Below are 24,335 nucleotides of genomic sequence, written 5' to 3'. Positions count from 1 at the left end.
GTGTGAGTGTTATCCTGGCGCAAAGCTAGGTACACTATCGCCATCATTCATACATCTGAACTATGATGGCGAACTTTATCTTTATTGCTGGCTACGTCGTGATCGGACTTTTGCTGCGCCGTAGCCAGCAGTTTGCGCAAAACACAGGACAAATCCTCAATGCCTACGTTATTTACGTGGCATTGCCCGCCGTGGTTCTGCAAAAAATCCCCTTACTGACGTTTGGCAAAGAGCTGCTCTATCCAGCCCTGATGCCGTGGCTATTGCTGGCATTGACGGTACCTGTGGTGCTGGCGCTGGCGCGTTGGCGCGGCTGGTCAAGAACCACCACAGGGGCAATGCTGCTGGTGATCCCCTTAGGCAATACCTCCTTTGTCGGCTTTCCCATGATCGAGGCGTTCTTTGGTCCTGAAGGCATTCCCTATGCGCTGCTTTATGATCAATTAGGCTCGTTTTTTATTTTGTCGATTTATGCCACGGTGATCGCTGCCATCTACAGTCATGCCGAAGGTGATACGGCACAACGCCCTTCGGCCGCCGCTATTGCCTGGCGGATCCTGCGCTTTCCGCCCTTTATCGCGCTGGTCGTGGCACTGCTTCTGCGCGGGGTCACTTACCCTGATACTGTTAAACAGTTCATCGACTCGCTGGCCATCACCTTAGTCCCGGTGATCATGGTTGCGGTCGGCTTCCAGCTGCGCTTTCGACTGCCCGCTGAAGACCGTGGCCCGCTGGCCTGGGCACTGGTGCTTAAGCTTGGCGTGACACCGCTGGTCGCACTGCTCATCTTAATAGGTTTTGGATTGGATCAACTGGCGGTGCAGGTGACCATTATGGAGGCGGCGATGCCAGCGATGATCTCTGCCGGTGCACTGGCGATTATGGCAGGGCTGGCACCCACACTATCTGCAGCTGTGGTCGGCTATGGCGTGTTACTTTGTTTTATTACTTTGCCAATCTGGTTTTTTATTCTGCAGTATCTGCAGAAGATTTTTTAGCCCAGAATTCGCCTTCGGCCACTTTTACTGAAAACCGTTCCTCGTCCTGCAACTGCTCCGGATTGCGCACGAGTTCACCCTGCTCGCTGCGTACCACGGCATAGCCACGGGCAATGGTTTGCAATGGGCTGACGATTTGCAGATTTTGTAACGTCGCAGCATGCTTTTGCTGCCAGAATTTAAGAATCTGCTGAATGGCCTGATTGTTTCGGGCCTGCAGCTGCGCAAAACGTTGCTGCAACGGAGCCAGCTGGCGTTGTGGGTGCAGAGATTGTAACCGCTGTTGGGTGGTGCTGAAACGTTGTTGAGTTTGACGCTGCAAGCGCTGTAAGGCTGCGCTTGCCCGCGCCGAAAGTTCATCGACGCGCTGACTGTTTTGTTGCAGCCGCCGCTGCGGGTGTTGTTGCTGTAAGCGGTGCTGCCAATGCTGCAGAGTCTGCTGTAAAAAGCTGCGCTGACGTTGCCAGTGCTGTTGTAAACGGTGATCAAGCTGTACCAGTCGCTGCAGGATTTCGCGCTGGTCGCGACTGACCAGCTCAGCGGCAGCGGATGGTGTCGGCGCCCGGACATCAGCAACGTAATCAGCGATAGTAAAATCGACTTCATGGCCGACCGCGCTGATCACGGGAATAGGGCAGCTGTGCAGGGCGTGGGCAAGATGTTCGTCGTTGAAGCACCACAGATCTTCAAGTGAGCCCCCACCGCGACTAAGCAGCAGCACATCGACTTCGTTACGCTGGCAGGCGCGCTGCAGGGCAAATAGCAGCTCGTTTACCGCGCTTTGCCCCTGCACTGAGCTGGGGTAGATAATCACTTCAACACTTGGATCACGCCGTTTCAGCACCGCCAGAATGTCACGAATAGCAGCGCCCGTTGGCGACGTGATCACGCCCACGCGGCGGATTTCGCTGGGGAGGGGCTGCTTATGCTCTGCCGCAAAAAGTCCCTCGGCTTGCAATTTGTGCTTGAGTTGCTCATAACGCTGCTGTAACAACCCGGCCCCGGCATCCTCCATATGCTCGACGATCAGCTGGTAATCACCGCGCGGTTCATAAACGGTCAGCTTGGCCCGCACCAGCACCTGCATGCCATGCTGAGGACGTACTTTGGCGCGTTGGTTGGCGTTACGAAACATGGCCGCCTTAATTTGAGCGCGCTCATCTTTAAGGGTGAAGTACCAATGTCCAGAGCCCGGCGCAGCAAAGTTCGAAATTTCGCCAATTAGCCAAATTGAGCCAAAGCCGCGTTCAAGTACTTGACGTACTTCGGCATTTAACTGGCCAACAGTGAAAATTGCGGCTTTGCTCATGTTATAAACCCGTCCTAAGTGAAAAAATCAGTTTACTGAAAAGCGCTTTACGAGTAAAATCTGCCCGCAACATTAACTCAGCTAGTGGGATGTTGCCATGCTACGAATCGCTCAAGAAGCTCTTACCTTCGACGATGTTTTACTCGTCCCCGGTCATTCGACTGTTTTACCTCATACTGCCGACCTGCGCACGCGTTTAACGCGCGGCATTGAACTTAATATTCCAATGGTCTCTGCGGCCATGGATACGGTGACTGAAGCTGCTCTGGCCATTGCGCTGGCGCAAGAGGGTGGGCTTGGCTTCGTGCATAAGAACATGACCATCTCAGAACAGGCTGCTCACGTACGTAAAGTGAAGAAGTACGAAAGTGGTATGGTTTCGGACCCGGTAACAGTAACACCTGACACGACCCTGGGCGAAATTCGCGCCCTTAACGTCGAACACGGCTTCCATGGCTTCCCGGTGGTTGAAAAGAGCGGTGAGCTGGTGGGAATTATCACTGGTCGTGATGCTCGCGCAGAAAGTGACAACAGTAAGCGTGTGGCGACTATAATGACGCCAAAAGAGCGCCTGATCACTGTCACAGAAAGTGCCAAGAGCGAAGAAATTCTTGATTTGATGCATCAACATCGTATCGAGAAAATTCTGGTGGTCGACGACGCGTTCCATCTGCGTGGCATGATTACCCTAAAAGATTTTACCAAAGCCGAAAACAAGCCAAATGCCTGTAAAGACGAACTGGGCCGCTTACGTGTGGGCGCGGCTGTAGGTGTGGGTCCAGGCACAGAAGAGCGCATCGCTGCGCTAGTTGAAGCGGGCGTTGACGTTTTGCTCATCGACACTTCCCACGGCCATTCGCAGGGCGTTATCGATCGCGTAGCTTATGTACGCAAAGAATACCCTGACTTGCAGCTTATTGCCGGTAACGTAGCAACCGGCGCAGGCGCGAAAGCTCTGGCGGACGCGGGTGTCGATGCCGTGAAAGTCGGTATTGGCCCGGGCTCAATTTGTACCACTCGCATCGTTACTGGCTGTGGCGTTCCGCAAATTACCGCGATCAGTGATGCGGTTGACGCCTTGAAGGGAACCGGTATTCCAGTTATCGCTGACGGCGGCATCCGCTTCTCTGGTGACATTGCTAAAGCTATCGCAGCCGGAGCGGATTGTGTCATGGTGGGCAGTATGCTTGCCGGTACGGAAGAGTCGCCAGGTGAAGTTGAACTCTACCAGGGCCGCTACTATAAGTCCTACCGGGGCATGGGTAGCCTGGGTGCCATGGATCAGCGCCATGGTTCATCAGACCGTTACTTCCAGGCCTCAAACGAAGCCGAGAAGTTAGTACCGGAAGGTATTGAAGGTCGGGTTGCTTATAAAGGTCCAATGGCCACCATTATTCACCAACAAATGGGTGGGCTGCGCTCAGCAATGGGCCTGACCGGCTCAGCAAACATTAAAGAGATGCGAACCAAACCGCAATTTGTCCGGGTGACATCTGCAGGTATGGGCGAGTCTCACGTGCACGATGTGCAAATCACCAAAGAAGCTCCTAACTACCGAATGGGTTAAGACAAGATGCAAGATATTCATGCACATCGCATATTAATTTTAGATTTTGGTTCACAGTACACGCAACTGATTGCTCGCCGTATCCGTGAAATCGGTGTTTATTGTGAGTTGTGGGCGTGGGATGTCGATGCTGAAGACATCAAAAACTTTAACCCGAATGGGATTATCCTCTCCGGTGGCCCGGAGTCGGTGACCGAAGCAGACTCTCCACGTGCCCCGGATTATGTGTTTGAGGCGGGGGTACCTGTGCTGGGTATCTGCTATGGCATGCAAACCATGGCAGCGCAGTTAGGTGGTAAAGTACAAGGTTCTCTGGAACGTGAATTTGGCTACGCCCTGGTGGAACGCACTGCACCCAGCCCGCTGTTTCACCATATTGAAGACAGCGTGCATGACAATGGTAATCCAATGCTGGACGTTTGGATGAGCCATGGTGATAAGGTCATCGAATTGCCCGAAGGCTTTAGTATCGTTGCGCAGACCCCAACCTGCCCGATTGCGTCCATGGCTGATGAAGCGCGCGATTTTTATGGCTTACAGTTCCACCCGGAAGTGACGCATACCCGTCAGGGTAAGCGGATGCTTGAGCATTTTGTGGTGGAAATCTGTGAGTGCGAAACCAACTGGACCGCGGCACACATTATTGATGATGCCGTTGCTCGTATTCGCGAGCAGGTGGGCAATGGCAAGGTCGTACTTGGCTTGTCTGGTGGCGTCGACAGTTCCGTCACAGCGATGCTGTTGCACCGGGCCATCGGCGACCAATTAACCTGTGTGTTTGTTGATAATGGCTTGTTACGCTGGAAAGAAGCAGAACAAGTCATGGAAATGTTTGGCGACCACTACGGTTTGAACATTGTGCATGTGGATGCTGAAGACCGTTTCTTAGATGCTTTAGCCGGCGAACATGATCCGGAAGCCAAACGTAAGATTATCGGTCGTGTCTTTATCGAAATCTTTGATGAACAGGCCACCAGCATCAACGACGTTTCCTTTTTGGCGCAGGGCACCATTTACCCGGATGTCATCGAATCTGCGGGCTCGAAAACAGGCAAAGCCCATGTAATCAAGTCGCACCATAACGTCGGCGGTTTACCAGCGGACATGAAGTTAAGCCTGGTTGAACCATTGCGCGAGCTATTCAAAGATGAGGTTCGTAAAATAGGTCTGGAACTTGGTCTGCCTTACGATATGTTGTATCGCCATCCCTTCCCGGGTCCAGGCCTGGGAGTTCGGGTACTGGCCGAAGTTAAGAAAGAGTACTGCGAGCTGTTACGCCGTGCCGACCATATTTTCATTACAGAGCTGCGCAAAGCTGGTTTGTATCACGAAGTGAGTCAGGCATTTGCCGTGTTTCTGCCGGTACGTTCGGTAGGGGTGATGGGTGATGCCCGCAAATACGACTGGGTTATTGCTATACGGGCTGTCGAAACGATTGATTTCATGACGGCACGTTGGGCGCATTTACCTTATGAGCTGCTGGAAACGGTTTCGAACCGCATCATCAACGAAATCGACGGGATTTCAAGGGTCGTTTACGATATTTCAGGTAAACCACCGGCAACGATCGAATGGGAGTAGATTCATCCTGTTGTGTCTAACCACGGATTGGTTATTGAAAGCCATTGACGCTATTATCGTCAGTGGCTTTTTTAATTTTAAAGGAGCGAAACTCATATGCAGGAGCAAATTGTCATTGTTGGTGGTGGTGCCGGAGGCCTTGAACTGGCGACGATGCTCGGGCGCAAGCTGGGCCGCAGTGAGCAAGCAAAAGTCACCTTGATTGATCGCAACAGTACGCATTTATGGAAACCGTTATTGCATGAAGTAGCTTCGGGCGCGCTGGATTCACGTATGGAGGAGCTCGATTATAGAGGCCAAAGTGCGCGCTGCGGATTTGAGTTTTTGCTGGGAACACTGGAGTCGGTAGATAAAGATAACAAAACGATTCAGTTAGCTGCGATCCGTGATGATCGTGGCAAAGAAGTCGTTGCTGCACGAAGCCTTTCCTATGATCGCCTGATTCTAGCCATCGGAAGCGTGACTGCGGATTTTGGCACTCCCGGAGTTAAAGATCACAGCTATTTCCTGGACTCCTTGCGGCAGGCGGATCGATTCCATGAACACCTGCTGAATGAGTTTTTGCGGGTCAATAAGTCCATCGGAGAAGGTAATGCGACGAAACTTTCACTGGCTATTGTCGGTGGCGGCGCTACCGGCGTTGAGTTAGCAGCAGAGTTGATTCATTCAGTATCACTGCTGTCAATTTATGGCTTGTCTCATCTTGATCGAAAACATTTTGAAGTTTGTTTAGTAGAAGCAAAGCAGCGGCTTTTGCCCGAATTACCCGAGCGTTTGTCGAAACTGGTTGAGAAAAAACTCAGCTCGTTGGGCGTCGAAGTTATGTTGAATAACCCTGTTATAGAGGTAAAAGAAAATACCCTTGTACTCGGTGAAGGTGAGCCTATTCAGGCGGATTTGATCGTCTGGGCGGCTGGGGTACGGGCTCCTGACATTGTCAAAGACTGGGGCTTGGAGACGCGGAAAAATAATCAAATTAAAGTGAATCAGTACCTGCAAACCCTATCAGATGAAGCTATCTATGCGTTAGGTGACTGTGCGGCGTGTCCCATTGACGACGAGCGCTGGGTTCCGCCACGCGCACAGTCGGCACACCAAATGGCGAAACGTCTGTATCGGAATATTGTACGCGAATACCAGTTGCAGCCGCCAAAGCGGTTTGTCTATAAAGACCGTGGGTCGCTGGTCTCGTTGAGTCGTTATTCCGCGGTCGGTAATTTTATGCAAAGTAAGAGTTTATCGGTGCCGCTTGAGGGAACTTTGGCACGCTGGGCTTACGCGAGTTTATACCGCCTGCATCAGCGCGTCTTGCATGGCTGGTGGAAAATGTTCCTGTTGCTGCTGGTGGATAAACTGAAGCGTGCGGTAAAACCGCGTTTGAAATTACACTGACGATATACATCAGCAAGGGCTTGAGGCACAATGCCAGACATCTAAATTTTGTTGGTATATCGCCAGGCGATCAGTCGTAACTATTGACTTTATATCTGCAGGTTGGGCACATTGAGCTTATGAATTATTGCAAAGGGTTTCTGACCCTGCTGGCATTAGTGCTACTGGCCGGCTGCGCGCCACAACCGCAGCCTGATCACCTTACCCAAATCCGAGAACGTGGTGTTCTTCGGGTCGGCACCCTGTTAGGACCGACCACCTACTATCACGAATTCGAGAGTGAGGGCGGTCTTGAGTACGCGCTTGCCGCCACCTTCGCTGAACAGCTCGACGTCGAGCTCGAGATCGTCTCCCGCTACAATATCAAAGACCTGTTTGGCTTACTCGATCGCGGCCAGGTCGATGTGGTGGCCGCCGGGCTGGATCGCACTCCCCGTAGGGACCGCAATTACCGCTTTGGACCTCCATATCAGGAAGTCGCGCAGCGACTGGTCTATCGCCAGGGCTCACGGACCCGTCCGCGGGACTGGAGCCAGGTCGATGGCGAGGTGGTGGTCGTCGCTGGTAGCAGTCACCATGATTGGTTACGCCGCAACAGCGAACGCTTTCCTGAACTGCGCTGGCGGGCAACCAATGAGCACGATGCCACGGAGTTATTACGGGCCGTCATAGACGGCGAAATTGCATTCACCATCGCGGACAGCAATATTCTGGATATGCAAAGGCGCTACTTCCCGAATATCAGTGTTGCCTTCACCGTGCGGGATAACCTGGATGTCAGCTGGATGTTAGGTCCCGGGCGTGATGCCTCCCTCTATGCCGAAGTGATTCAGTTTTTTGGTGATCTGCGTCAGTCAGGTGAGCTGGATCGTTTGGTGGATCAGCACTTTGGCCACGTCTCACAATTTAACTATGTGGATACCAGTCTGTTCATCGATGCGGTGCAAACCACACTGCCCAAATATCGGGATTTCTTTGTCGAGCACTCAGGGCAGTTGGACTGGCGCCTGCTCGCTGCTATTTCCTATCAGGAAAGTCTGTGGAATCCGCGCGCCGTTTCCGCAACCGGCGTGCGTGGGCTGATGATGTTGACCCTGCCGACCGCCGAGGAGATGGGCGTAAGTAGCCGTTTGAATCCGGAAGAGAGTATTCGCGGCGGCGCTCGTTATTTCGAACGTATGTTAGGGACTATTCCCGCACGAATCCCTGAGCCTGACCGTACCTGGTTTGCCTTAGCATCCTATAACATTGGCTATGGCCACCTGGAAGATGCGCGCGTCTTAACCGAACGCCAAGGTGGGGATCCGGATCGCTGGATTGATGTGCGAAAACGACTACCCTTATTGAGACAGAAAAAATATTATCGACAAACACGCTTTGGTTTTGCGCGTGGTGATGAACCGGTGCGATATGTAGGGAACATTCGTCGCTATTACGACACTCTGGTTTGGTTGGATGAACGCGGACGTATTCCAGCTCAGCCCCTGGAGATCTCACTGCCGATTGGTAGCGGAGACGAGGTAAACTGATGCGCACAAAAAAACGACTGGTCCCACATGCCCGGCGCCGGGCTTGGTTACGCAAGCGCACGCATCTAAAAAATGAACGACGCCAGAAATGGTTTCGTTTATGTGAGAAAGAAGATTAACTTGCAGTCGAACGCGGTAGTTTAGCAAGCAAAAAAAGACTATAATACGCGTCCTCAAAAGTCGGTGAAAACCATCCACTGCCAACCTGGAGAACGACCTGTGGAGATAGTACGCGGCGCCCCAGCCTTATCTGAATTTCGAACGGAAAAATTATTGCAACGGTTACATCAGGCGGATGTTCCGGCGCAGGATGTGTATGCCGAGTACGTACACTTTGTTGATGTTACCGATTCTTTATCAGATGACGAGCAGCAGGTCTTAAAAAAGCTGCTGACCTATGGTCCAGCACTTGCCCAACACCTTCCGGCAGGAGCTATGCTCGCCGTTGTGCCGCGGGTAGGCACTATTTCTCCCTGGTCGTCGAAAGCGACCGACATTGCGCACAACTGCGGACTGGAAAAAATCCGGCGGCTTGAGCGCGGCATGGTTTACTATCTTGAAGGCGATCTCAATGAAGATCAGCTGACTCGCGCGAGTTCTGTGTTGCACGATCGCATGACCGAGATGGTGTTACGGGATCTGGACGAAGCGGACGCACTGTTCGCTGCCGCCACCCCTGAGCCGCTGACCTCAGTCGATATTCTTGCCGGTGGCCGTGAAGCGCTGCAACGCGCCAATATTGATATGGGCTTAGCCCTCGCCGACGATGAAATAGACTATTTGTTCGATAGTTTTAATAGCTTAGGGCGTAACCCTAACGACATCGAACTTTATATGTTTGCGCAGGCGAATTCCGAGCACTGCCGTCATAAAATCTTTAATGCCGACTGGACCATCGACGGTAAAGAGCAGTTAAAGTCGCTGTTCAAGATGATTAAAAATACCTTTGAGGTGACCCCTGATAACGTGTTGTCCGCATACAAGGATAATGCTGCGGTCATGGTCGGCTCAGAAGCCGGGCGCTTTTTCCCGTATCCGGCAGGCTCGCAGGCAGCTGGTGAGTACAGCTACTTCCATGAGCCTATCCATATTTTAATGAAAGTTGAAACCCACAATCACCCGACGGCGATTTCTCCGTTCCCTGGTGCGGCGACGGGCTCAGGCGGCGAAATTCGCGACGAAGGCGCAACCGGCCGCGGTTCTAAGCCTAAAGCTGGTTTGGTGGGGTTCAGCGTCTCCAACCTACGTATTCCGGGCTTTGAACAACCCTGGGAAGAAGATTTTGGCAAGCCTGATCGTATTGTCACCGCGCTGGAAATCATGCTGGAAGGGCCACTGGGCGGTGCTGCATTCAACAATGAATTTGGTCGCCCGGCGTTGACCGGTTATTTCCGTACCTATGAAGAACGCGTTGAAAGCCATAACGGTACTGAAGTCCGTGGTTACCATAAACCGATCATGATCGCCGGTGGTATGGGGAATATTCGTGAGAGTCACGTCGAGAAGGGCGAGATTCCTGTAGGTGCCAAGCTGGTTGTACTCGGTGGGCCTGCCATGAACATAGGCCTGGGCGGCGGCGCAGCATCGTCAATGGCGTCGGGCAGTTCCAGCGAAGATCTCGATTTTGCCTCGGTACAGCGTGATAACCCAGAGATGGAGCGCCGCTGTCAGGAAGTCATCGATCGCTGCTGGCAGTTGGGCGACAAGAACCCGATTGCCTTTATCCATGACGTCGGCGCAGGTGGTCTTTCCAATGCTATGCCGGAACTAGTCAGCGATGGTGGCCGTGGCGGCAAATTCGAATTACGCGAAATACCCAACGATGAGCCGGGTATGTCGCCACTTGCGATTTGGTGTAATGAGTCGCAAGAACGTTATGTTATGGCGATTGCCGCAGATCGGATGACCACTTTTGCCGAGATTTGTGAACGTGAGCGCGCACCTTTTGCGGTGATAGGCGAAGCGACAGAGGAAGAGCATTTAACCTTAACCGATCGCCACTTTGAAAACACCCCGATCGATTTGCCGCTCAATGTACTTCTGGGTAAGGCACCGAAGATGCACCGCGATGTGCAACGTAAGCAGGTTGCCGGAGAAGCGTTGCAAACAGGGGCTATCGATATTGCTGAGGCAGCAGAACGTCTGCTTAGACTGCCGGCGATTGCCGAGAAAACCTTTTTGATTACCATCGGTGATCGCAGTGTGACCGGGCTGGTGGCGCGCGATCAGATGGTAGGTCCATGGCAGATTCCTGTTGCTGACGTTGCAGTTACCGCAGCAAGCTACGACTCTTATGCCGGTGAAGCGATGGCAATGGGTGAGCGAACGCCATTAGCGCTATTAGATTATGCCGCATCGGCACGAATTGCGGTGGGTGAGGCATTAACAAATATTGCCGCTGCTGATATCGGTGACCTCAAGCACATTAAACTCTCTGCGAACTGGATGGCCGCCGCAGGTCATCCTGGTGAAGACGCTGGCTTGTATGAAGCAGTGAAAGCAGTGGGCGAAGAGTTGTGTCCGGAGCTGGGTATCACCATCCCGGTGGGTAAAGACTCCATGTCGATGAAAACCCAGTGGCAAGACGACGGTGAAACCAAAGCGGTTACTGCGCCTTTGAGCCTGGTGATTACTGCCTTCGGTCGGGTGCGTGACGTACGTCGTACAGTCACTCCACAGCTGCGCACGGATCAGGGCGATACACGCTTAGTGCTGATTGATTTAGGCATGGGCAAGGCTCGTTTAGGGGGCTCGGCTATTGCACAGGTTTACCGTCAGCTTGGCGATGTAACCCCTGATGTCGATTGTGCAGAGCACTTAAAAGGTTTCTTTAACGTCACGCAACAGCTGGTTCGTGATAAAAAATTACTGGCCTATCACGATCGCTCAGATGGTGGCTTGTTCGTGACCGTTGCAGAGATGGCATTCGCCGGAAACTGTGCAGCGCACATTCGTCTTGATGAGGTTCATGCAGACGATCTGGCGGCGCTTTACAGCGAAGAACTGGGCGCGGTGATTCAGGTGCGTAGCGACGATGTGGAAAAAGTCGTCGCCGCTTATACCGATGCAGGTCTGGCTGATGCAGTCAAAGTGATTGGTGAAGTCGCCGCAGGTGATGAAATCAGCTTTGAGCGCGACGGTGACATGGTTCTTAATGGTACCCGTAGCCATTTCCGTAAGATCTGGGCTGAAACCACTCATAAAATGCAGCGTCTGCGTGATAACCCCGCCTGTGCCGATGAGGAATTTGCAGCGAAGCAAGCAGCGGATGACACTGGGCTTTTCGCTGACCTTTCTTTTGACGCCAGTGAGGACGTTGCCGCGCCTTACATTAACACTGGACGTGATCCGGTCGTCGCTATCCTACGGGAGCAAGGCGTGAATTCCCACGTCGAGATGGCAGCTGCGTTTGATCGTGCCGGATTCGCCGCCATTGACGTGCACATGAGCGATATCCTTGCCGGCCGCATAAGCCTTGATAAGTTTAACGGACTTGTTGCCTGCGGTGGTTTCTCGTACGGTGATGTACTTGGAGCTGGTGAAGGCTGGGCGAAATCAATCCTGTTCAACAGCCGGGCTCGAGACGAATTTGCGGCCTTCTTTGAGAAGCAAAAGACCTTTGCGCTGGGTATTTGTAATGGCTGTCAGATGCTCTCGAACTTGCGCGAGCTGATTCCGGGAGCTGATCCTTGGCCGCACTTCGTGACCAACCGCTCGGAGCGGTTTGAAGCACGCGTGAGCATGGTTGAGATCCAGGATAGCCCGTCGTTATTCTTCAACGGTATGCAAGGCTCAAAAATGCCCATCGCAGTGTCTCATGGCGAAGGTCGCGCGGAATTTAAAGGGTCAAACCTGGCGACTGTTACTGAGCAGGGGCTGGTCGCGGTGCGCTATATTACCAACAAAGGTGGCATCGCCATGGATTATCCGGCAAACCCGAACGGCTCGCCCGAAGGGATCACCGGACTGACTACGCCGGACGGTCGCGTATCTATTATGATGCCGCACCCGGAACGCGTCTTCCGTACTGTTGCCAATAGCTGGCACCCTGATGAATGGGGCGAAGACAGTCCGTGGATGCGCATGTTCAGAAACGCGCGCGTCTATCTTGGCTAACGTGTTTTAGATAATAAAAAACCCGGCGTTTGCCGGGTTTTTTTATGGACGCTCGCGAGCGTCTGAGTGCGTTTTAGAAGTCGTACTGGAAGCCCAGGCGAACACTCCAAAGTGATGGCTGACCCGCACGACCCTGAACCTGGTTGATACGCGGGGTAATATCCTCGAACACCCATTGATTCTGGTCGTTGATGCCGACTTCAGCAACGTTGACAGAACGCGGGAAGCTGGTTTCGTACAGCACACCCCAGTCATCGTTCAGCATGTTGGTGAAGTTATCCACAACGAAATAGACACGAGACTTGTGATCCTGCATAAAGCCAGGTAATTCCTGCTCGACCTTCAGGTCAACTTTATGCCACCAGTCGCTGTTGAACTCGTTACGAGGAGCAATACCGCCAGCGTACTGACTCAGGCCTGACTCTTCAATAAATGCCAGGAATTCCTGGATATCGCTGCTGGTCAGGTCGTCGCCCCAAGCCACATTGCTATCATTTTCGCCGGTCGGCACGTACAGCAGTGAGCGGCCGCGGGTAATGTCGCCAACAGGTGCATTCATAGTGAAGCTGTAGGGACGACCTTTATTGGCTGAACCGAACAGGCTGAAGGTGGTGTCATAGCCTGAGAAGAACTCTTTGGTGTAGGTACCACGGAACGTGAAACGATGAGGGATCTCATAGTTCGAAGTTGCGATACCCGGGTTCTCCGCATCTGCTGTCGCGACACTGGTGTAGTTCGAGTAAGCGACGGAACTGGTCATTGGATTGACATCTTCTGACTTGTTCCAGGCGTACGCAAGTGACCAGTTAAAGCCCCAGTCGTGATCTTTCGAAACGGCAAAGCTGATGCTCGTTTGCTCACCTGAGTCACCGTCAACGTTGGTCAGCAGGAAGGCATCAGAACCATTGCGCGAATAGATCGGACGACCGTCCGGAGCTGTACCGCTCTGCTCTGCGCGTAAGTCTTTGATGATCGCTGCATCTTGCTTACGAGTGTGGAGGAAGTCAGCCATCAGAACGTAGTCGTTTTCGGTGACATAAGTTGCGCCAACTGCAAACTTCCATTCGTTTGGAATTTCGAAATCAGGATCCAATGCGTTGACAGGGCCACGGCCAGCAGCGGTTGCTACCTCGTCAATCATTTCCAAAGGCACATCAATGATAGGTGAGCCAGAACCGTAGTCCAGATCAAACATATTGACGTCGAAACGGTTTGCTTCATACAGCGTCACACCGTTGTTCGAGTAATTGTTCGACAACCAGACGTTCGGATTACCACCGGAGTAAAGACCGAAACCACCACGAACTTCAAGCTGATCATTGACGACCCAGTTCACGCCCAGACGTGGTTGAATCAGCCCTTCACCGTCAAGTGTTGCAGTGTTCTCAAAGCCATAGGTATCAAGAAATGCCTGATTAAGAGTAGGTGCGTCGTTGGTCGTGTACCAGTCATAGCGCAGGCCCAATGTCAGGGTTAAGTCGTAATCGATGAAGTAGTATTCATCTTGCCCATACAGGGTATTGACCGCATATTCGAATTGCGCAGCGCCATCGTTTGGATTGTTGGTGCCGGCTGCATTTTCGTATATCAGACGGTCGACTAAACCGCTTTCGAAGTCATCAATTGAATTAAAACGATGCTCACCCTGAGCTTCCTGAATAAACAGGTTAAAGACGTCATAGCTTTCGTATTCGTAACCGAAAGTGAGGGTATGATCATCTAACAGGTAGGTACCGGATAGTTTATAGAAGGAGGTATCGTAGGCCAGCTTATTGGCGTGACGCGAGTCATCGGCACCAAGGTAGATGGTATTGCCGTTATGACGAATCTGAACCTCGCCGATATCGTTGCCGCCGAGCGGCTCGACGCGGTTTTCTAACTCTGAGTAACCGGCACGAAGCTCCGTTGAGAAGTTATAAGTCCAGTCAGAGTAGAGCTGTGCAACATAGGAGTTAAACTCCGCACCACGCTCATAAAAGTGGTTGGAGAACTCAAGCTCGTCGCTATCGCCGTCGGATTCAGCAATGGAATAACCGTCATTGTAGTTATAAGTGAATGACGCACGATGATCCTGGTTGATGTACCAGTCGAGTTTGGCAAGGAATTTTTCATCTTCAACGGGTAAGCTCGCCGGGAACCCACCTGGCTCAAAATTATAAACATTACGAGCGATCGCTGCGATGCGATCTAAGTCGGCTTGGGTCACGCCTTGCACAGGGGTGGCGACACTGGCGTCTTCAGGACCACGATCGAACGTATCGGAACCTTCGAGCTTTTCATAAGCGATGAAGGCGAATAGCTTATCCTTAATCAGCGCACCGCCGCCGTTAAAACCATAGCGCTTTTCATTGAACGCACCGATGTTAACCGGTTCACCTTCCAGCTCATCACCGGTGAGTGAGTCGTTGGTGTAATCGAAGAATACACTGCCAAAGAGCTCGTTCTCACCTGACTTGGTGACGGCGTTAATATTACATGCGGTAAAGCCACCGTACTCGACATCAAAGGGGGCCAGCTCAACTGCAACCTGCTCAATCGCATCGTAAGAAAATGGCATACGCTCTGTGGGGTAACCACTGGAATTCAAACCAAAGTTGTCATTGGTGCGGACGCCATCGACGGTCAGACTGTTGAAACGCGGGTTGCCACCACCACACTGGATGTCACGGGCATTGGTTTCATTGATGTAAATGCGTGGGTCAATTTGCACAACATCTTTGATGTCACGATTCGGTGCAGGCTGATTTTGAATGTCACGCAAGTTAAAGTTCGATGCAGGACTGCTGGCACCAGAAGTCATGGTCAGGCGACGGCCTTCCACCGAGATACGCTCGACAGTTTGCTGAGCGACCTGAACACGAACATTTTCTGTCTCACCAAGCGTCAGGTAAACGTTCTCAACAACTTCGCTGTTGCCCATCGCGTCCGTTACGGTGAGTGTGTATGGACCGCCGACGGCAAGACCGCGGGCTGAAAACAGGCCACTATCGTTAGCACTGAAGGTGGTCGTGGTACCGGTACGTTCGTCGCGCAAGGTTACCGATGCGTTGGCGATAGCTTGCCCAGTGGCTTCACTAGTGACGACACCACGCAGACTTGATGAAGTTTCTTGAGCAGTTGCAGTCGCGGAGAGACCTATCGCTAGGGCAATTGCGGCAGCAATGCGGCTGGGATTTTTATTCAACATGATGTTGCTTTCCTGGGTTGTGGTTAAGATGTTTAGCGTTCCTGGTCCACAAAGCTTAGTAACCTTGTGTGACAGTTTGATGAAATAGTAGTCAAAAATGAGCAGGTTCACATCATTTTTTACGTTCTGACTATTTAGCCGCCTTTTTCCGGCGTTTACGGAAGAAATCCTGCAAGATCGCTGCGCACTCCTGTTCCAGCACGCCACCGATCACGTCCACCTTGTGGTTCATCGAGGCATGATTTAACACCTCGATGGCGGTGCCTGTGGCGCCCGTTCGCGGATCGAATGCGCCAAAAATCAGAGTTTTAACCCGCGCATGAGTAATTAACCCAGCGCACATGGCGCAGGGTTCCAGGGAAACATACAAAGTGGTATCGACCAGCCGGTAATTGGCAAGGTGTTGTCCGGCGGCACGAATGGCCTGAGCTTCAGCGTGCGCTGAAGGGTCGTTGCGGCGAATAACCTCATTGAAGCCTTCACCAATAATCTGGTTGTTGTAAACGAGGACGGCGCCAACCGGCACTTCTCCCAATTGTTCGGCGTGGTGGGCGAGTTCTAAAGCGCGGCGCATGTAGCGTTCGTGTTCCATTAGCAATCCCGTTTGCCAGCAATGACGGGCATTCTAAAAAAAAGCCCCCGCGAAAGCGAGGGCTTTTGGTACATTTCTGTACTTTGTTGTGGCGCGGAGCCAGCTTAGAAGCGGTAACGGATACCGATCTTCGCCTGCCAGGTCGAGCGCTCTGGGAGGTAACGCGTCGGAGCCTGGGTGACTACGTCAAAGGCACGGCTGTTGTAAGGCACGCCATAAACGTATTGACCGTCATCGTTGATGGTCGCACTTACCAGTTCGCGAACGTTATCGCCGTAAGGTAATACGTGCTTCTGGCCAGCTTCTTTATCAAAGATAGCAATCAGGTTACGAACGTTGATGTAAAGCTCACCTTTGTGACCTTCAACAAAACCTGGTAATTCCTGAGTGAATTTGAAATCCAGGTTTGTGGTCCACGGGCCGCGCTCAGTGTTACGTGGCAGGTAACCACCTTCGTAACCTTCAAGGCCTGCACGTTGCAGATAGTCCATGAACTGCTCGTAGCTAAAGTTATTCTCGTACGCGACCGCAGGATCGTTAGGTCCAGTCGGGATGTACGGCAGGTACACAGACGATTGACCTAAAGTACCAAACGGCTGGTTACCAAAGCTTACGTCGCCATAGCTGTCATACACATAACCCCATGGACGACCTGAGTAACGTTCCCAGAATAGACCGAAGGTTGAAGTGTAGCCACTGAAGAGCTCAGTTTTATACGTGAAGTCAGCCATGAAACGGTGCTCAACCTGATAGGAAGCAGTACCTGGGCGGACGTTCTGACGATCGATAGCAACCGGGAAGCGATAGTTCGAGATGGCAGTGCTTGAGCTACCCGCAACGGCTTCTTCGATATCCTGATTGGTGTAGCTGGTACGGAAGCTAAAGCCGTTATCCCATGCTTTACCTAAGGTGGTGGTAAAGATTTGGCTCTTACCGCCATCACCATTAGTTAACAGCAAGTCATAACGCTGTACGTTACCGTGGTCGCCGACACTCATTGGTTCGTGATCGTCGAGGGGATCGTCAACAACGTACAGAATACGGCCGCCGTCAATCGTGGTACGTGGGTTACCGTCTTCGTCCAGTAAAGGTACGCGAGTCAGGTCTTTCCACTGTACGTCATCTTTACGACGGGTATAGATGTATTCAACACTTGCAAACCAGTCATCACCTAGCACAGGAATGCTGAAGTTGTTGAAATCTACGCCTAAGCTGCCACGCCAGTCTGACGGCAGGTCAAATTCCGGGTCAATTGCATTGACGTAACCGTCAGCAATCAAGCCGTCTTGCACCGCTTGTGGAACCTGGGTTGGGTCGACATTATCGAAGAACACAGACCAAGGCACATCAGACAAGAAGCGGTCAAACTGTGAGAAGGTCTCACCGTTGTTAGTATACGAGTTCGATACCCATACATTTGGACGACCACCTGCATAGCGACCAACGCCACCGCGCACACGAACATCATCAGTTAACTGATACTTGAAGCCCAGGCGTGGTAAGAACAGGTCTTTACCATCAAGGTTTTCAGTGTTCGAGATGTTGTAACGGGCAGCGAACTTCTCGTTGTACACCGGCTTGTCTTCAGCGTGCATACGCTCATAGCGCAAACCAAACATCAACTCTAAGTCCCACGTTGGCTGCCAGGTATCCTGAATGTAAAGCGCCTGGGTACCCTGCGTGAAGTTAGCCGCGGCATCGTTGATGTCGCCCGTGAGGCTGCCTGCGTAATAAAATGCGCCGGCTTCGCGGTTTTCGAAGTCTTCGATACTGTCGAATTCCCATGAGCCCAGAGCGTTTTGTACGAACAGGTTATAGATATCGGTTTCAGAGAAAGCATAACCAAAGCCAATCGCGTGATCGCCTAACAGGTATTCACCATTCGCCTGGAATTCCAGGGTAGAGTTCTCACCTTCGTTGGCGTGGCGCGAGTAGTCTGGGCCAAACTCAATAGCGTTGCGGCCACCAACTTCGACCGTCACCATACCCATGGTACGACCGTTCAACGGATCCTGGTTAGCTTCAACATTCTTGTACGACAACTTGATGTCGCTGGAGAAGTTTGAATTCCAGTTTGAATACACCTGAAGCGCATAAGCGTCGAGGATTTGCTCGTTGTTGTACCAGCTTGAGGAAAGCGTCAGCGTACCATCGCCGCCGTACTGGTTACGAATTGAGTTGCCATCAGTGTGCTGGTAAGTGAAGGCTGCGCGGTGCTCGTTGCTGATGTTCCAGTCAAGTTTCACCAACAGTTTTTCATCTTCTTCTTCAGCCGGGATATCCCAACCGCCAAGCTGGTCGTCAGTCAGACCATACACGTCACGCGCAATCGCCAGAACTTGTTCCAGTTCTTCGGTCGTGATGTTGGCAATGTTGGCCGCGTCAGAACCGATAGGACCACGGTAAGGAGCGTTGGTCTCGTCTTGCGTCTCGTAGTTTACGTAGAAGAACAATTTATCTTTAATGACAGGGCCGCCAAGGCTGATACCAAGCGTCTTTTCTTCGTAATCGACATTCGGTGGCAGAGCATCTTCATCGTATTTTGATGCTTCAGCGTCGCCAGCAAGACTGTCACTGGTGTACTGATAGAAAACTGAGCCTTTAAGCTCGTTGGTACCAGATTTGGTTACCGCGTTAACTTTGGCACCGGTGAAGTTGGTGTCTTTTGCGTTGAAAGGTACAACATCAACAGTGATCTGCTCAATCGCGTCGATAGAAATAGGTGAACCCTGAGTAGGGTAACCATTGCTGTTCAGACCAAAGTCATCGTTTTGCGCGATACCATCAACTGTGATTGAGTTGTAGCGTGGATTATTACCAGCAACAACCAGTTGATCACCGTCACCCAGTTGGGTTGCTAGTGGGTTCAAGCGGACAATTTCTTTCAGGTCACGGCTATAGGTTGGTAACGCTTCAATTTGCTCTTCACCGAATGAGCTGCTTGAACCGTTATTCAGCTGTGCGTAGTTAATTGCCTGACCGGTTACGGTAATGCGCTCAACATCATTGGCTTCAAGCTGTGCATTTAAACGGAAGGTCTCACCAAGTTTCAGGAACACTTCTGAATACTGGGCGTCCTGATAAACGTCTGAGTCTAAGGTGATGCGGTAGGGACCGCCGACACGCAGACCGCTGGCAATAAAAGTACCAGAGTTATCGGTGGTAACTTCGGTTCGGGAACCTGAAGGTACGTGCTCAATAACAACTTTGGTATTGGCAGCGCCACTACCTTGTGGGCCTAAAATTTCACCACGTAAAGACGCCGAAGTGTCTTGTGCTACTGCTGTTGCTGAGGCCAAGCCTAAAGCAACTGCGATAGCACTTGCGGTGCGGGAAAATCGCAGAGATGTTGTCATCTTTCTAAATTTCCTGGGTTGTGGTTTGAAAAAAATTTGAAAGGCATTACCGCTTGATGTTGAGCCTTAAATAAAGTCGAAGCTTTTATAACACTTGAACGTGTCAAAAATGTGACAGCATTTTAATCAAAAGCGATTAGAATTGCACCGATTTTCTTGAACGAATACAGTAAGATTTTGTCTCAGCGAACTTGCAGCTTAATTGCACCTTACATGCGGATTAGTTGCATATTGGTTGTCTATTAGCTGCATAAAAGGACGGTAAACTCGATGAAGCCAGTCACGCTCGGAGTTATAGCTTTATTTATTGGTTTCTTAACTGGATGTGATATGCCACAAAAAACACCAAAACCGCCTACGACACTCCGTGTCGCTACTTTCAATGTCAGCATGGATGCCTCAAATTACATTGCGGTCGAGGATTTGCAGACGAAGGGGAATAAGGCTTTGCCAAAAGCGCTGGCCGATGGCCATTCGCAAATTCAGGCGATCGCAGAAATTATTCAGCATACCCGTCCGGATATCTTGGTTTTAAATGAGTTTGATTACCTGCCGGATGAAAATGTCGTAGCCACGTTTCAGGAGAATTACCTGGCGGTCAGTCAAAACGGCGAAGCTCCCATTGACTATCCTTATCACTATTACGCACCGGTCAACACCGGACGGCCAAGTCCTTTTGATTTGAATCGTGATGGCACCGCCAGTGGCACCGGGGATGATGCCTGGGGCTATGGCAATTATCCGGGCCAGTATGGAATGCTGGTGCTCTCCCGTTTTCCTATCAATAAAGAAGAGAGTCGCACTTTCCAGTATTTTCTCTGGCGCGACCTCCCCGGCGCTTTGCAACCGCTGGTACCGAACACCTATGAGCCCTGGTTTAGCCCCGCCGCTTGGGCGGAGATGCCGCTAAGCTCAAAATCCCATTGGGATGTGGTGGCTGAAGTAAATGGCTTCGACTTACATTTGCTGGTGAGCCATCCTACGCCGCCAGTATTTGATGGCGAGGAAAATCGCAACGGCCGCCGCAATTTCGATGAAATACGCTTCTGGAAGGAGTACATTGGTCGCGCATCGACTGATTTCATTTACGACGACCAGGGCCGACGGGGCGGACTAGGGGATGAACAGCGGTTTGTGATTTTAGGCGACTTAAACGCATCGATCGAAAGTGATGACAATTTACCTGGCGCGATCGAGCAACTGCTTGAGAACCCGCTCATTCAGGGTGAGTTCGTGCCGATCAGTGCCGGAGGTGCAGCACACACACCGGATAATCCTCTGGCTGAGCAACATACCGCAAGCTGGCGCAAGCGTGCGGATTACGCATTACCTTCGGCCTATGGGATTAAGATCATCGACGGTGGTGTATTTTGGCCGACGCCTTCATCACCTAAGGCGCAATTGATGGACGGCCGGGAAGCGTCATCCGATCATCGACTGGTATGGATTGACATCCAATTGCAGTAATTTTCACAAAATTGTCGTAGATTCATAAAAGTGTCATACATTACAGTAATAATCGACGCAGCTTGAACACGACTAGGTGAAAAAGATGTCAAGAAAAATACTGATCGTTGAAGATGAAGCTCCCATTCGGGAAATGTTGAGTTTTGTCATGGAACAGCATGGTTATCAGGCTGTGGAAGCGGGCGACTACCAGGTTGCGTTGGAGAAAATCACTGAACCCTTTCCTGATATGATTCTACTGGACTGGATGATACCGGGCGGTTCGGGTATTCAGTTAGCGAAAAAACTAAAAAGTGATGATTTCACGCGCGGTATCCCGATTATTATGCTGACCGCGCGAGGCGAAGAAGAAGATAAAATTCGCGGCCTGGAAGTAGGTGCCGATGATTATATTACTAAGCCCTTTTCCCCTAAGGAGCTGATGGCCCGCATGCGCGCAGTCTTTCGTCGTGTGGCACCGACAGTATTGGATGAGCCGCTGGAGATCGAAGGTCTTAATCTAGACCCCGTGTCCCACCGGGTCAGTGCCTATAACGACCGATTAGATATGGGCCCCACTGAATTTAAATTACTGCATTTCTTTATGACGCACCCTGAACGCGTGTATAGTCGTGAGCAACTCTTAGATCACGTCTGGGGAACCAACGTTTATGTCGAAGATCGCACCGTTGATGTCCATATTCGCCGCTTACGCAAAGCTATTGAAATGCATGGCCACGACCGTTTGGTGCAGACCGTCCGGGGCGTGGGTTATCGCTTCTCCAGTCGCTAGCTTGGTTCGGTAACTCTAGATGGATAAGAACTACTCGACGGTCTTTATCGTGCGCGGTTTTCTCTGGTTTGCAGTGCCGTTGGGCGTGATTGGTTGGTTGATCGGCTTCTTCTGGCAGACCTTAAGCCTGGGATTGCTGGCGATTCTCGCCTGGCATTATTACTTTCAGTATAAACTCGTCGACTGGCTGTGGAATCGTCGAACTTTGCTGCCACCAAGTGCACCGGGCAGTTGGAGCTATATCTACGATGGTATTTATCGCACCCAGCGACGCAGTCAGCAACGCCGTCGTGCACTGGCACGAATTTTACGCCGGTTTCGGGAAGCCTCCGAGGCCATCCCTGATGCAGCCATCGTATTTCGTCGCGATGGCGCCCTGATCTGGTGCAATAAGCTTGGACAATTTCATTTTGGCTTAAAGTGGCCAGCCGATACTGGCATCCGCCTGTCGAATTTGATCCGTCATCCCGAGTTCATCAGTTATTTGCAAAAAGGCGACTTTAGTGACGAAATCTACCTGCCGTCTCCGGTGCGGGATGAGGTCGAGCTGGAGATCCGCATCATGCCTTACAGCGAGGATCAGTATCTGTTGATGGCACGGGACGTCACCCAACTGCGGCAACTGGAGCAAATGCGCAAAGAATTTGTTGCCAATGTTTCCCATGAGCTGAAGACACCGCTGACGGTGATTCAGGGGTATCTGGAGATGGTGAGCGAAGATCCCGCGGCAATGCCGCCAGCGCTGTTGCAGAAAGCCGTAACTGACATGGTCGGGCAAAGCACGCGGATGCGCAATCTCGTCGATCAATTACTGTCGTTGTCGCGAATGGACTCCGCGCGAGGCGATATTTTCGATAAGGTGGTACCTGTTCCTGACCTGCTCAAACGGCTGCAACAAGATGCTGAGCAATTAAATACAGCAAAGCAGCATGAGCTGGTTTTCGAGCTATCCGATCAATCCATGTTTGGCCATGAAGATGAACTGCGCAGCGTATTTTCTAACCTCATCACCAATGCGATTCATTACACCCAGCCCGAAGGACGTATTGTGGTGCGTTGGCAACCAGTGGGTAAGCAAATGGAGTTTAGCGTGAGCGATAATGGCCCGGGAATACCTGCGGAACATATCCCACGCATTACTGAGCGCTTTTATCGCATCGATAAAGATCGCAATAGCAGTAAAGGCGGTTCAGGTTTGGGGCTGGCAATTGTGAAACAGGCCATTGATCATCATCATTGTAAGCTGTCGATTAACTCTGTCGTAGGCAGAGGCTCGACCTTTATCGTGCGGGTTCCGGAAGAGCTGGTGGTCGGCAAGCCAACCGCATGACAGAAAATTGGCAGAAATATGACACCAATTGCGTGTTTGTCATTAAAATGTCACATTGACCATCTACACTCTCCAGTGTCACTTGAACAATAGCTGTATCGCAGCTCTGACGATTGGAGTCATTATGAAAGTTAAATCAATTCTTCTTGCTTTAGGTTTAGCGGGTGTTGTTGCTACTTCAGCACACGCACAAAAACCAACCGACAACCTTCCTGAATACGAGAAAGTAAGTGGCCTGTCAGGCAACTTATCATCTGTTGGATCAGATACTCTGGCCAACATGATGACCTTCTGGGCGGAGGAGTTTAAGCGCCTTTACCCGAACGTGAACATCCAGATTCAAGCTGCGGGCTCATCTACTGCGCCACCAGCACTGACGGAAGGTACTTCGAACTTCGGCCCTATGAGCCGCAATATGAAGTCCAAAGAAATCGAAGCTTTTGAAAAGCGTCATGGTTACAAACCGACGCCTGTGCGTGTTGCCATCGATGCGCTGGCTGTGTTTGTGCACAAAGATAACCCGATCCAAGGCATGACCATTGCTGAAGTTGATGCGGTATTCAGTTCAACCCGTCTGTGTGGCGCTACCAGTCAGGTACAGCGCTGGGGTGACCTGGGTCTTGAAGGCAGTTGGGCTGGCCGCGATCTGCAGCTTTACGGTCGTAACTCAGTGTCTGGTACCTATGGCTACTTTAAAGATATCGCATTATGTGGCGGTGATTTCCGTGCTAACGTAAATGAGCAGCCTGGTTCTGCTTCAGTGGTGCAGTCGGTATCAACCTCTCTGAATGCTATCGGCTACTCTGGTATTGGCTACATGACCTCTGGCGTGAAAACGGTGCCTTTGGCAGTTGCTGAAGGTGAGGAATATGTGGACGCGACGACTGAGAGTGCCTTAGCTGGTAAGTACCCACTCGCGCGCTTCCTGGTGGTGTATGTGAACAAACACCCGAATAAGCCATTAGACCCGGCAACGGCCGAGTTTTTGAAAATGGTGCTGTCAAAAACTGGACAAGAGATTGTTGATAAAGACGGTTACATTCCTTTGCCAAAAGTTGTAGTTGAGCAAGAGCTGGAAAAGCTTGGCTTAAACTAAGGTCAAAGTCAGTAAAAGCCGGCATCTGCCGGCTTTTATTTTT

14 protein-coding genes are annotated in these 24,335 nt (G+C 51.5%); 10 read left to right on the top strand and 4 right to left on the bottom strand.

All coding sequences use genetic code 11. From position 1 onward, the window contains the following. Nucleotides 1-62: 62 nt before the first annotated feature. Complete coding sequence (locus tag J6J28_RS09920; protein ID WP_301721452.1) at nucleotides 63-998, top strand: AEC family transporter; 936 nt, start codon at nucleotides 63-65, stop codon at nucleotides 996-998. Here J6J28_RS09920 and xseA read toward each other — a convergent pair. Beyond that, nucleotides 967-2,307 carry an exodeoxyribonuclease VII large subunit gene (gene xseA, locus J6J28_RS09915; RefSeq protein ID WP_301721451.1) on the bottom strand — a complete coding sequence of 447 codons (1,341 nt, stop codon included), beginning with the start codon at nucleotides 2,305-2,307 and terminating at the stop codon, nucleotides 967-969. The genes J6J28_RS09920 and xseA overlap by 32 nt on opposite strands. Nucleotides 2,308-2,404: 97 nt before the next feature. Between xseA and guaB the strand changes: the two genes are divergently transcribed. The 5 genes from guaB (at nucleotide 2,405) to purL (ending at nucleotide 12,492) form a co-directional block, all read left to right on the top strand. Further along, on the top strand, nucleotides 2,405-3,874 hold the full coding sequence (gene guaB / locus J6J28_RS09910) for an IMP dehydrogenase (RefSeq protein WP_301721450.1): 1,470 nt from the start codon (nucleotides 2,405-2,407) through the stop codon (nucleotides 3,872-3,874). A gap of 6 nt (nucleotides 3,875-3,880) precedes the next feature. Next, nucleotides 3,881-5,455 (top strand): glutamine-hydrolyzing GMP synthase, encoded by a 1,575-nt coding sequence (gene guaA / locus J6J28_RS09905; protein ID WP_301721449.1) that lies wholly within the window; start codon nucleotides 3,881-3,883, stop codon nucleotides 5,453-5,455. Nucleotides 5,456-5,551: 96 nt separating this feature from the next. Continuing rightward, nucleotides 5,552-6,847, top strand: coding sequence for an NAD(P)/FAD-dependent oxidoreductase (locus J6J28_RS09900; RefSeq protein WP_301721448.1), 1,296 nt, complete (start codon nucleotides 5,552-5,554; stop codon nucleotides 6,845-6,847). 119 nt (nucleotides 6,848-6,966) lie between these two features. Beyond that, nucleotides 6,967-8,376, top strand: a complete 1,410-nt coding sequence (mltF, locus tag J6J28_RS09895) for a membrane-bound lytic murein transglycosylase MltF (protein ID WP_301721447.1) — start codon at nucleotides 6,967-6,969, stop codon at nucleotides 8,374-8,376. 219 nt (nucleotides 8,377-8,595) lie between these two features. Continuing rightward, complete coding sequence (purL, locus tag J6J28_RS09890; RefSeq protein ID WP_301721446.1) at nucleotides 8,596-12,492, top strand: phosphoribosylformylglycinamidine synthase; 3,897 nt, start codon at nucleotides 8,596-8,598, stop codon at nucleotides 12,490-12,492. A 73-nt stretch (nucleotides 12,493-12,565) separates the two neighbouring features. Here the strand turns inward: purL and J6J28_RS09885 are convergent, their stop codons facing one another. The 3 genes from J6J28_RS09885 to J6J28_RS09875 form a co-directional block, all read right to left on the bottom strand. Next, nucleotides 12,566-15,679 carry a TonB-dependent receptor gene (locus J6J28_RS09885; protein ID WP_301721445.1) on the bottom strand — a complete coding sequence of 1,038 codons (3,114 nt, stop codon included), beginning with the start codon at nucleotides 15,677-15,679 and terminating at the stop codon, nucleotides 12,566-12,568. A gap of 130 nt (nucleotides 15,680-15,809) precedes the next feature. Then, nucleotides 15,810-16,271, bottom strand: a complete 462-nt coding sequence (gene tadA, locus J6J28_RS09880; protein ID WP_301721444.1) for a tRNA adenosine(34) deaminase TadA — start codon at nucleotides 16,269-16,271, stop codon at nucleotides 15,810-15,812. 104 nt (nucleotides 16,272-16,375) lie between these two features. Further along, entirely contained in the window at nucleotides 16,376-19,627 is a 3,252-nt protein-coding gene (locus J6J28_RS09875; protein ID WP_301721443.1) for a TonB-dependent receptor, read from the bottom strand. Between the two features lie 330 nt (nucleotides 19,628-19,957). Here J6J28_RS09875 and J6J28_RS09870 point away from each other — a divergent pair, with 330 nt between their 5' ends. From J6J28_RS09870 to J6J28_RS09855, 4 genes are all read left to right on the top strand, one after another. Beyond that, a complete protein-coding gene (locus J6J28_RS09870; protein WP_301721442.1) occupies nucleotides 19,958-21,094 on the top strand; it encodes an endonuclease/exonuclease/phosphatase family protein in 1,137 nt (378 codons plus the stop codon). Nucleotides 21,095-21,179: 85 nt separating this feature from the next. Next, nucleotides 21,180-21,866 carry a phosphate regulon transcriptional regulator PhoB gene (gene phoB / locus J6J28_RS09865; protein ID WP_301721441.1) on the top strand — a complete coding sequence of 229 codons (687 nt, stop codon included), beginning with the start codon at nucleotides 21,180-21,182 and terminating at the stop codon, nucleotides 21,864-21,866. 19 nt (nucleotides 21,867-21,885) lie between these two features. Next, on the top strand, nucleotides 21,886-23,196 hold the full coding sequence (gene phoR, locus J6J28_RS09860) for a phosphate regulon sensor histidine kinase PhoR (RefSeq protein WP_301721439.1): 1,311 nt from the start codon (nucleotides 21,886-21,888) through the stop codon (nucleotides 23,194-23,196). Between the two features lie 124 nt (nucleotides 23,197-23,320). Then, a complete protein-coding gene (locus J6J28_RS09855) occupies nucleotides 23,321-24,292 on the top strand; it encodes a PstS family phosphate ABC transporter substrate-binding protein (protein WP_301721438.1) in 972 nt (323 codons plus the stop codon). The last annotated feature ends 43 nt before the right edge of the window (nucleotides 24,293-24,335 follow it).

The sequence above is a fragment of the Pseudidiomarina terrestris genome (genome assembly GCF_030466375.1).
Classification (GTDB): domain Bacteria; phylum Pseudomonadota; class Gammaproteobacteria; order Enterobacterales; family Alteromonadaceae; genus Pseudidiomarina; species Pseudidiomarina terrestris.
Note: the sequence above shows the minus strand (reverse complement) of the source record. Positions and strands in the feature narration are given on the sequence as shown.